The organism is Actinomycetota bacterium (genome assembly GCA_030776725.1).
GTDB lineage: Bacteria > Actinomycetota > Nitriliruptoria > Nitriliruptorales > JAHWKO01 > JAHWKW01.
This window is the reverse complement of sequence record JALYHG010000211.1, coordinates 1-10962: the sequence shown is the minus strand read 5'-3', so window position 1 is coordinate 10962 and position 10962 is coordinate 1. Positions and strand designations below refer to the sequence as shown.

At 71.5% G+C, this 10962-nt stretch carries 8 protein-coding genes and 1 rRNA gene; 1 reads left to right on the top strand and 8 read right to left on the bottom strand.

The genetic code is table 11. From position 1 onward, the window contains the following. A 16S ribosomal RNA gene (locus tag M3N57_10380) occupies positions 1 to 432 on the bottom strand; the annotation flags it as partial. 650 nt (positions 433 to 1082) lie between these two features. Here M3N57_10380 and M3N57_10375 point away from each other — a divergent pair. Continuing rightward, complete coding sequence (locus tag M3N57_10375) at positions 1083 to 3518, top strand: PBP1A family penicillin-binding protein (protein ID MDP9023075.1); 2436 nt, start codon at positions 1083 to 1085, stop codon at positions 3516 to 3518. A 24-nt stretch (positions 3519 to 3542) separates the two neighbouring features. On the opposite strand, the gene M3N57_10370 is transcribed toward M3N57_10375, so the two are convergent. The 7 genes from M3N57_10370 to M3N57_10340 all read right to left on the bottom strand — a co-directional run. Next, the gene (locus tag M3N57_10370; GenBank protein MDP9023074.1) at positions 3543 to 4187 is read right to left on the bottom strand and encodes a DNA-3-methyladenine glycosylase; all 645 of its coding nucleotides are present in this window, start codon (positions 4185 to 4187) and stop codon (positions 3543 to 3545) included. Between the two features lie 13 nt (positions 4188 to 4200). Continuing rightward, positions 4201 to 5955 carry a DNA polymerase/3'-5' exonuclease PolX gene (gene polX, locus M3N57_10365; protein MDP9023073.1) on the bottom strand — a complete coding sequence of 585 codons (1755 nt, stop codon included), beginning with the start codon at positions 5953 to 5955 and terminating at the stop codon, positions 4201 to 4203. After that, positions 5956 to 7353 carry an argininosuccinate lyase gene (gene argH, locus M3N57_10360; GenBank protein ID MDP9023072.1) on the bottom strand — a complete coding sequence of 466 codons (1398 nt, stop codon included), beginning with the start codon at positions 7351 to 7353 and terminating at the stop codon, positions 5956 to 5958. It lies immediately after the preceding gene. After that, positions 7350 to 8582, bottom strand: coding sequence for an argininosuccinate synthase (locus tag M3N57_10355; protein MDP9023071.1), 1233 nt, complete (start codon positions 8580 to 8582; stop codon positions 7350 to 7352). Before M3N57_10355 ends, argH begins: the two co-directional genes overlap by 4 nt. A gap of 10 nt (positions 8583 to 8592) precedes the next feature. Further along, positions 8593 to 9075 (bottom strand): arginine repressor, encoded by a 483-nt coding sequence (argR, locus tag M3N57_10350; protein ID MDP9023070.1) that lies wholly within the window; start codon positions 9073 to 9075, stop codon positions 8593 to 8595. Further along, on the bottom strand, positions 9075 to 10004 hold the full coding sequence (argF, locus tag M3N57_10345) for an ornithine carbamoyltransferase (protein ID MDP9023069.1): 930 nt from the start codon (positions 10002 to 10004) through the stop codon (positions 9075 to 9077). Before argF ends, argR begins: the two co-directional genes overlap by 1 nt. Before the next feature lie 2 nt (positions 10005 to 10006). Further along, on the bottom strand, positions 10007 to 10962 hold a 956-nt coding region (locus tag M3N57_10340), incomplete at its 5' end, for an aminotransferase class III-fold pyridoxal phosphate-dependent enzyme (protein ID MDP9023068.1).

The following is a 10962-nucleotide window of genomic DNA, read 5'->3' as shown; positions in this document are numbered from 1 at the left end:
GGTTTACAACCCGAAGGCCTTCTTCCCGCACGCGGCGTCGCTGCGTCAGGCTTCCGCCCATTGCGCAAGATTCTCCACTGCTGCCTCCCGTAGGAGTCTGGGCCGTGTCTCAGTCCCAGTGTGGCTGTACGAGCTCTCACTCCAGCTACCCGTCGTTGCCTTGGTGAGCCGTTACCTCACCAACTAGCTGATAGGCCGCGAGGCCGTCCTGCGCCGCCGGAGCTTTCCTTTCCAGATCATGCGATCCGGAGAGAATATCCGGTATTAGCCCCGGTTTCCCGGGGTTATCCCAGAGCGCAGGGTGGGTTCCTCACGTGTTACTCACCCGTTCGCCGGTTTCCACCACCCCGAAGGGTGGCTTCGTCCCTCGACTTGCATGTGTTAAACGCGCCGCCAGCGTTCGTCCTGAGCCAGGATCAAACTCTCCGTTGATCGATCGATATATCCAGTACGGACATCCGATGCGAAGGAGAGCTGATAACAGCTCCATTTAATGGGTCCGTGGCATCCTCAGATGCCACGTGATACAACGACCGTCTCAGTTTCACCGCTCAACGCGGTTCCCAAGGACGGGGTCATGTGCACTGGCTTTTGGCACGCTATGCAGTTTTCAAGGATCGGACCTGGTGACCGTCGCGGGTTCCGCTCGCTTCGGAGCCGGCTTCCGCCGTGGTCACGCTTCCGGTCCGGCGCCCCCTCTCCCGATCGGGAGCCTCAGCACCGAGACTCTGCGGCCCGACGCATAGGTCGGGCCGGACAGAAAACGTTACCGTGATGTCTCTCGCCTGTCAACCGGGTTCGCGTCCCGTCGGGCGACCCCCCGCGCCGGCGCGTTGTCGTGGCCGCCGGCCGCGCGGACCGTACCTGGTGGGGACCGGAGCGGCAACCGCCACGACGACCACTGGGTGCGTCCGCTTCGGGCACACCGCGGTGCGGATCTTCCCGCCCCACTTCGTGCCCTGCACCCTGTCCAACACGCCCCGCCGGGCGGATGTTCCCGCCCCGCCCGGCCGCAGCGCGCGACGGTCGGCGACGCGTCGGGTTCGCTGCTCAGCGGGGGCACGTGCGTACGCTGCCGCAGCATGCGGGGGTTGGGGCGGGTTCGGGCCATGGCGGCGGGGATCGCCCTGCTGGGCGCTGCGTGCGCGCAGGTCGTCGTCCTCGAACCCGGCGACCCGATCGCGTTCGTCCAGCAGCCCCAGACCTCGCACGTGCTGGCGGCCGACGGCACGGTGCTGGCCGCATTGCACGCCGAACAGGACCGCGAGGCGGTCCCGCTGCACCGGGTGCCCGCCGAGCTCGTCGCCGCGGTGATCGCCGTCGAGGACCGGCGGTTCTTCCTGCACCGCGGTGTGGACGTCCCCGCGATCGCCCGAGCGGCGGTGCGCAACGTCGAAGCCGGTGCGGTGGAGGAAGGCGGGTCGACCATCACCCAGCAGTACGTCAAGAACACCATGCTGGGTCCCGCGCGTACCGCGGAACGCAAGCTCAAGGAGGCGGCGCTCGCGTACCAGCTCGAACAGCACCACCCCAAGGAGCAGATCCTCGAGCGCTACCTCAACACCATCTACTTCGGCCACGGGGCGTACGGCGTGCATGCCGCGGCCCAGCGCTACTTCGGCCGGCCGGTGGACGAGCTCACACTGGCCCAGTCGGCGATGCTGGCCGGGTTGATCGCCTCGCCCGCCCGGTGGGATCCCCACGCCCGACCGCAGGCCGCACTCGAGCGGCGCGCCCACGTGCTCGACGCGATGGTCGCCACCGGGCGGCTCGACCGCACGGCCGCCGCCGAAGCCGCGAACGAGCCCCTGGACCTCATCCCCCTCCCCACCGACCGGCGCCACCGCGCCCCGTACGCCGTCGAGGAGGTCCGCCGACTGATCGCCCGCGACGAGGACGGGACGTTCGCGGCGTTGGGGGAAGGCCCCGACGAGCGGCTGGCGACGCTGTACACGGGCGGCTTGCGCATCCACACCACGATCGATGTGCGCATGCAGGACCAAGCCGAGACGGCCATCGCCGGGGTGCTGCCTGAACCCGACGACCCCGCCGCAGCGCTGGTCGCGATCGACCCGACCAGTGGGGCGATCCGGGCGCTGGTCGGTGGACGTGACTTCTACGCCGAAGACGACCCTCACGCCCGCTTCAACCTCGCCACCCAGGGCCGCCGCCAGCCGGGTTCGGCCTTCAAACCGGTGGCGCTGGCCGCCGCCCTGTCCCGCGGTGTCCCCCTGGAGCGGACCTTCCCTGGCGGCTCGTCGGTGACCATCCCCGACCCGGCTTGCCGGGGACCGGAAGGCCCGTGGTCACCGTCGAACTACGACGACCGCGCGTTCGGGCCGCTGACGTTGCGCGAAGCGACCATCCGCAGCGTCAACACCGTTTACGCCCGACTGGCCGCGGAGCTGGGCCCGGAGACGCTGCTCGCCACGGCCCGCAACCTCGGCATCGACGGCGAGCTCCCCGCCGTGTGCGCGCTGGCACTGGGAGCCGGAGAGGTCTCCCCGCTGGACCTGGCCGCCGCCTACCAGCCGTTCGCCGCACTCGGTCGGCGCCATCCCGCCCACCTGATCGCCAGGATCGAGACGGCCGACGGCGATGTCGTCTACGAGCGTCAGGCCGAGTCCTACCAGGTCCTCGACGAAGCCGTCGCCCACCTGGTGACGCGCACCCTCCAGGAAGCGGTCCAGCGCGGGACCGGGGTGAACGCCGCGATCGGTCGGCCCCAGGCGGGCAAGACCGGCACCACCAACGGATCGACGGACGCCTGGTTCGTGGGGTACACCCCCGATCTCGTCGCCGCCGTGTGGATCGGGTTCGCCGAGGGCAAGATCGCGATGGTCCCGCCTCGCACCCGCATCCGTGTGGAAGGCGGCCGCTGGCCGGCGCAGATCTGGGCCGCGTTCGCCAAGCAGGCGCTGGCCGACGCTCCGCCCCGCGAGTTCGAAGTCCCGGACGTCTCGCTGGTCACCGTCGAGGTCGACGTCTCCCGCAACTGCCTGCCCAACCCCTACACGCCACCGGAGCTCGTGCAGGCCCGCGAGTACCTGCGCGGCACCGAACCGACCGAGCTTTGCAGCGAACCGACCGGCCCACCGGTCGATGACGTGCCTGACGTGACCGGCCTGACCCGCGCGACCGCACTGCGGCTGCTGCGGTCGAAGGGGTTCGTCGTCGAGGAGCGCCCCGTCGCGTCGAAGGTGTACCCGCCCGGCTACGTCACCGGCCAGCAGCCCCTGGCGGGCGGCCGCATCGACCCGTCGGTAGGCAAGCTGGTGATCTGGGTGTCGGTCAACCCTCGCGAGCACGCGGTCGTCGCCGACGTGGTCGGCTTGGAGCTGGAGTCGGCGCTGGCGCGCCTGGAGTCCCAAGGGTGGGTGGTGCAGTCGCTGTACGTCTGCCCGGAGGATGGGTGCCCACCCGACGCCCGCCCCGGGCGGGTGTGGGAGCAGGACCCGCCCGCGGGCAGCCGTGAGCGGGTTCACTCGGTCGTGGTGCTCCACGCCTACCCGCGGTAGCCGGTGGCCCGACGCACACGGACCTCAACTCCCCGCGCGGGGATGGCGGGCGTAGCGACTGACCTCGGGTACTCCGGCGAGCCAGAACCGCCACGGCTCGTCGGCGGCGTGCCGGATGCCGGTCCGCGGGCCGGTGGCCACCGCGTCGTCTGCGGGGCGCCACCCGTCGTCCTCGACTCGCAGCGGCGACCCGGCGTCGGTCACGTCGACGCCGTTGTGGTCGCCGGCGATGGCCAGACCCTGTGTCAACCGGGCGGGGCCACGCAGCAGATCACGGTCGCGGTCGACTGCGCTGCGGCGTGGACGGACGCGGTCGTGTCCGGCGAGCAGGACCGCCGCGCGCAACAGCACCGCCGCCGCAACGCCCTCAGCCTCGCACGAGACGTTCATGCAGTGGTGCATCCCGTAGGTGAAGTAGACGTAGAGGTGCCCGGGAGGGCCGAACATCACCTCGTTGCGGGCGGTCCGGCCACGGTAGGAGTGGCTGGCCGGGTCGGTCTGGTGGTAGGCCTCGGTCTCCACCAGCCGGGCGATGGTCTGGCTGCCGTCGTCCTCACCGCGGACGACCACCTTGCCGAGGATGTCGGCGGCGACCTGCAGCACCGGACGGTCGTAGAAGGCACGGTCGAGGACCGCCCGGCGGGCGTGCAGCTGGCGGTAGTCGCTCACCGGGTCGTGGCGGTCACCGCGCCGCCCCGGGCCGCCGGCTCGTCGCGACCCAGTCCAGGAAACGGTCGGTCGGCCAGGTGTTGGCGATGCGGTCGGCGGGAACCCAGCCGCGTTCGGCCAGCCGGACCCCGAACTCGAGGTTGTCGAACTCGCGGATGCGGTGTGCGTCGCTGTTGACCACGAACGTGACGTTGCCTCCCCGGGCGGCGCGCAGCACCTCGGCTGAGGCGTCGAGGCGGTCCAGATGGGAGTTGATCTCGATGGCGGTGTCGGTGTCTATGGCCGCGTCGAGGATCGTGTCGACGTCCAGGTCGATCCCCGGGCGACGTCCGATCCGGCGACCCTGCAGGTGACCGATGCAGCGCACGGCCGGATGGTCCATGGCGGCCAGGACCCGGTCGGTCTGAGCCGCCCGGTCGAGGCGGAAGTGGCTGTGCACGCTGGCGACCGTCCAGTCGAAGCCCGCCAGGAACTCCTCGTCGTAGTCGAGCTCGCCGCCCGCGCCGATGTTCAGCTCGCATCCGTGCAGGACCCTGATCCGCCCGGCGTGGCTGCGGTTGAGTGCGGCGATCCGCTGCCGCTGGGCGAGCATGTCGTCGGCCGACACGCCGCTGATGCGCAGATCCTCGCCGTGGTCGGTGATCGCCAGGTACTGCAAGCCCCGGCTCAGTGCCGCGTCGACCATCTCGTCGAGGCTGTTGCGTCCGTCGCCGGAGAGGTCGGTGTGAACGTGCAGGTCGCCGCGGAGGTCGGCGACCGAGGCGACGCGCGGCAGTTCACCTGCTGCTGCGGCGGCGACCTCGCCGACGTCCTCGCGCATCCCCGGCGGGATCCACTGCAGGTCCAAGGCGGCGTAGATGTCCTCCTCGGTGTGCGACGCCAGCAGCCTGCCGGTGTCGGTCTCCCACAAGCCGTACTCGTTGAGGCTCCACCCGCGTCGGACGGCCCGCTCCCGGACCCGGACGTTGTGCGCCTGCGAGCCGGTGAAGTACTGCAGGGCGGCGCCGAACTCCTCGCGGCGCACGACCCGCAGGTCCAGCTGCAGGCCCCGCGCCGTGACCACGGTCGCTTTCTTGTCCCCCCTGGCAGCGACCTTCCGGACCATCGCCATCCGCGTGAACGTGTCCATCACCGGCGTCGGGTCGACCGCCGCCACGACCACGTCCACGTCCGCGACGGTCTCACGGAAGCGACGCAGCGACCCGGCGTAGGTGACCTCGTCGACGTCATCGACCCGGCACAGCAACGCGCTCACCTCCGTGGCGACGGGCAGGGCGTCGGCGATGGTGGTCCGCCGCTCCTTCCCGGTCAGGCCGAGCTTGGCGATGTTGGCGGCGATGTTCTCCTCGGTCTTCACGCCCAGGCCGGGCACCTCACGCAGTTGGCCGGCTGCGACGGCCGCACGGAGGTCATCGATGGTGCGGATCCCCAGGTGCTCGTGCAGCAGCGCCACGGTCTTGGGCCCGATGCCTGGAACACGGATCAGCTCGAGGTAGCCGGGCGGGTACCGGCCGCGCAGCTCGTCGAGTCGGGCGATCGTCCCCGTGTCGGCGAACTCGGCGATCTTGGCGGCGATCGCCGGCCCGATGCCCGGCAGCGCGGTCAACTCGGCCTGGCTAAGCGCCGTGACGTCGCGGGGGCAGGCCTCGACCGCCCGGACCCCGTTGTGGTACGCCCGGGCACGGAACGACTGGCGGGTGCCGTCCTCGAGTTCGGTGAGCATCGCGAGCTCGTGCAGAAGCCGGGCGACCTCGGCGTTGGCGGGCATCTAGTGGCCGCCGGCGCGGTTGGCGGCGATGACCTCCCGCGCGACGGTCAGCTGGGCTGCGACCGACGCGGTGGCGGTCCCCAACGTGCTGCTGCGGCGCTCGACCGACTCGCGGACGTCGAGGAGGTCGGCCACCGATCGGTCCAGGGCCGGATGGGCGCCGGCGAGCTCGGCGGGGTCGAGGTCGTGCAGGTCGCGGCCGTTGTGCTCGGTTTGGCGGACCAGGTCACCGACGACGTCGTGGGCATCGCGGAAGGGCACCCCGCGCCGGACGAGCTCCTCCGCCAGGTCGGTGGCCAGCGACGAGGCGCCCGCGGCTGCGGTCTCGAGCCGTTCACGGTCGAACTCCAGCGTGGCCACCATCCCGGTCACGGCCGGAAGCGTCACCTGCAAGGTGTCCACCGCGTCGAACACCGGCTCCTTGTCTTCCTGCAGGTCCCGGTTGTAGGTCAGCGGCAGCCCCTTCACGGTCGTCAGCAGCGCCACCAGGTCGCCGACGATCCGCCCGCACTTGGCTCTGACGAGCTCAGCGATATCAGGGTTGCGTTTCTGGGGCATGATCGACGACCCGGTGCAGAAGGCATCTGCGACGCGCACGAAACCGAACTCGGACGAGGTCCACACGACGAGTTCCTCACCGAGACGCGACAGCGTGGTGGCCAGGAGCGCAGCGGCGGCCAGGAACTCCGCGGCGAAGTCGCGGGAGGCCACCGCGTCCATCGAGTTGTGGGTCACACGGCTGTACCCCAACGCGGCGGCGTACCCGGCGGGGTCGAGCGGCAGGGTGGTCCCGGCCAGCGCACCGGCACCCAGCACCGACTCGTCGGCACGGCGAGCCGAGTCACGCAGCCGTCCCACGTCACGGTCGAGCATCCACAGGTAGGCCAGCAGGTGGTGGCTGAGCAGCACCGGTTGGGCGCGTTGCAGGTGGGTGTAGCCGGGAGCGATCCAGTCCAGGTGCGCGTCGGCCTGGCCGGCCAGCGCCTCCTGCAGGTCCGCGATCGCGTGGATGAGGTCAGCGCAGGCGTCGCGGAGCCACAGCTTGAGGTCGTTGACGATCTGGTCGTTGCGCGACCGGCCGGCGCGCAGCTTCCCACCGAGGGGGCCGAGCCGTTCGGTGAGCCACCGCTCCACCGCCCCGTGCAGATCCTCGTCGGTGACCGCCCAGGGGAACTCACCACGCGCGAACAGCCGGGCGCACTCGTCGAGGGCCTCCTCCAGCCGGCGGGCTTCGTGGCCGTCGAGGATCCCGATCCGGGCCAGCTCCCGCGCGTGCACCTTGCTGGATGCGAGGTCCTGACGCCACAGCCGGTAGTCGAACCCCGTCGACGCCGACAGGCGCCAGGCCGCCTCGTCGGGGTCCTGCGCGAACCGTCCTCCCCACAGGCGGCCGGTCACAGCTGACCGGTCTCGCGCGCCCGCCGCGCCCAGGTCTTGAGGGGCAGTCCCCACAGCGTCACGAAGCCCTCGGCCTGGGTGTGGTCGAAGCGGTCGTCGACGCTGTAGGTGGCCAACGACTCGTCGTAGAGGCCAACGTGGCTGCGGCGACCGATCACGTTCGCCGAACCCTTGTACAGCTCGACGCGGACGTCGCCGCTGACGTACCGGCTGGCCTCGTCGATGAACGCGTCCAGCGCTCGCTTCAACGGCCCCCACCACAGCCCGTTGTACAGCAGCTGCGCGTAGCGGCCCTCCTCGGTCCGCTTGTGGTCGGACAGCTCCTGCTCGAGGCAGACGTCCTCGAGGTCGCGGTGGGCGGTCAGCAAGGTGACCGCGCCGGGGCACTCGTACAGCTCGCGGCTCTTGATGCCGACCAGGCGGTCCTCGATCATGTCGATCCGGCCGACGCCGTGCGCGCCGGCGCGGCGGTCGACCTCGGCGATCAGCTGTGCGATCGGCAGCTGCTTGCCGTCGACGGCCACCGGCACCCCCTCGGCGAACGTCACCGTGATCTCCTCGGGGGTGTCGGGGGCGGCCCGGGGATCGACCGTCCGGGCGAACACCTCCTCGGGAGCCCGGGCCCAGGGATCCTCCAGGATCCCGCACTCGGCGGTCCGACCCCACAGGTTCTCGTCGATCGAGTAGGGACTGTCCTTCTGCACCGGGACGGGCAGGTCCCGCTCAGCTGCCCACGCGATCGCTTCATCGCGTGACAGGCCCCACTCCCGGATAGGGGCTTCGGTGTGCAGGTCGGGGGCCAGGCACATCGTCCCGACCTCGAAGCGGACCTGGTCGTTGCCCTTCCCGGTGCACCCGTGGGCCACCGCGGTGGCGTCGGTCTCGCGGGCGACGCGGACCAGGTGCTTGACGATCAGCGGGCGCGACAGCGCCGACACCAGCGGGTACTTGCCCATGTAGAGGGCGTTGGCCTTGAGCGCGGGGACGAGGAAGTCCTCGGCGAACTCGTCGCGGGCATCGACGACGAGCGCGTCCACCGCCCCGCAGTCCAGCGCGCGGCGGCGGATGCCGTCCAGCTCGCCGGTGTGGGCGTTGGCGTCCGCGCCGTCCTGGCCGACGTCGACGGCCAGGGCGACGACCTCGTAGCCCTTGTTCTCGGCGAGCCATCGGATCGCGACGGAGGTGTCCAAACCACCGGAGTAGGCCAGGACGAGGCGGGGAGTCGGCATGGTGGTCCCTTCAGGTCAGGTCGGCGAGGTCCCGGAAACGCCGGGCGAGGTCGCGCCCCGCGATCCCTTCCCGTGCGATCACCACCACCGTGTCGTCGCCGGCGACGGTGGCGAGCACGCCGGGCAGCTCGGCGAGGTCGATGGCAGCGGCCACGGGTCCCGCACCGGCCGGTGGGGTGCGCAGCACGGCGAGGTTCCCGCTGCTGTCAACCTCGACCACGAAGCGTTGCACGACGTCGCTCAGGCGATCGCGAGCGGTCGCAGGCGCCGGATCGCTCGCCAGACGGTACGCCAACGCCCCGGAGGTGCCACGGACCTTGACGGCACCGAGCTCGTCCAGGTCGCGAGACACGGTCGCCTGCGTGGTCTGCACCCCGTGGTCGGCGAGCAGGTCACACAGCTGCTCCTGGGACTGCACCTCGTGGTCGTGCAGCAGACCCACGATCAGGCGTTGGCGGTCGGGCTTGCTCACCGTGCCGGCGGCGCGGGCCATCACCTGCTCCCGTCGCCGTCTGCGACGAGCGCCAGCAACAGCGCCTTCTGTGTGTGCAGCCGGTTCTCGGCCTGGTCCCACACCCGCGACGCGGGTCCGTCCAGGACCTCGCCGGTGACCTCCTCGCCGCGGTGGGCGGGCAAGCAGTGCAGGAAGATGGCGCGGGGTGCGGCCTTGGCGAGCAGGTCGGCGTTGACCTGGTAGGGGGCGAACGCCGCACGACGCTGGTCGACCTGGTCGTCTTGACCCATCGACGCCCACACGTCGGTGTAGACGACCTCGGCGCCGGCGACCGCCGCCAGCGGATCATCGGTGACCGTGACCGCCGCGCCCGACGTTCGGGCCTGCTCGACGACGCCCGGGTCAGGCGCGTACCCGGCAGGGTGGCCGACACGCACGTCCATGCCGGCGAGCCCGCCGGCCAGCAGGAGCGAGTGCGCGACGTTGTTCCCGTCGCCGACGTAGGCCACCGACACGCCGCGCAGCGAACCGAACTCCGCCCGGATCGTCTGCAGGTCCGCCAGCGCCTGGCACGGGTGCTCGTGGTCGGTCAGGGCGTTGACGACCGGGACGGTCGCGGCGGCAGTCAGCTCCTCGACCCGATCCTGTGCGAACGTGCGCACCACGATCGCGTGGGCGTACCGCGACAGGACCGCTGCGGTGTCGGCCAGCGTCTCGCCGCGACCCAGCTGCAGCTCCTGTGACGACAGCGCCAACGGGTGGCCGCCGAGCTCGGCGACCGCGACCTGGAACGACACCCGCGTGCGGGTCGAGGGCTTCTCGAACAGCAACACGACGGTCCGCCCCGCGAGGTCGCCACGGTGGTCGACGCCGGCGTCGCGACGCTCGGAGCGCAAGCGGTCGGCGACGTCGAGCAGGCGGGCGAGCCGGTCGCGGTCGAGGTCAGCCACGCTGAGGAAGTGCCGCACCCCTAGTCCTGGTCCCCGGCGCGGTCCACGTCGGCCGCCGGAGCGCTCGTCTGGCCGGCTTGGGCGACGGAGAGGAGTGCGTCCGACAGCGCGGCGACCGCGAGGTCGATCTCGTCGTCGGTGACGATGAGCGGCGGCGCCATGCGCACCAGGTCGTCGGCGACCGCGTTGACCAGGAGGAACCGGTCGCGGCAGGCCGCTTCGACGGACGCGGCGACCGGCCGGTCGAGCTCCACGGCGATGAGCAGGCCGCGTCCGCGTACCCCTGCCGCGTGGGGGACGGCACCGACCAGGCCGCGGAGCGCGTCGGCCAGGCGCGTCCCAGCCGTCGCGGCGGCGGCGACCAGGTCGTCGGCTTCCAGGGTGTCAACAACAGCGAGGGCCGCGGCGCACGTCACCGGGTTGCCACCGAAGGTCGAGGCGTGCTGGCTCGGCGCGAAGGCGTTGGCGGCGGGGCCGCGGGCGACGCACGCCCCGATCGGCAGGCCGTTGGCCAACGCCTTGGCGAGCGTCACCACGTCTGGCTCGATGGGGGTCTGCTGCCAGGCGAACCACGACCCGGTCCGCCCCATGCCGGTCTGGATCTCGTCGACGATCAGCAGCGCCCCGTGCCGGTCGCAGGCGTCGCGAGCGGTGGACAGGACCGCGTCGGGGACCGCCCGGACACCACCCTCGCCCTGGATGGCCTCGACCAGGACCGCGCAGGTGTCGTCGCCGACCGCGGCGCGAAGGGCGTCGGGGTCGTCGTGGGCGACGTGGTCGACGTACCCGGCCAGCGGCTCGAACGGGTCGTGCTTGGCCAGTTGCCCGGTGGCTTCCAGGGTGGCGAGGGTCCGCCCGTGGAAGGACCCCTCCAGGGCGACGACGCGGTACTTGTCGCGGTGCTGTGCCAGCCCGTGGCGGCGGGCAAGCTTGATCGCGGCCTCGTTGGCTTCCGCTCCGCTGTTGCACAGGAACG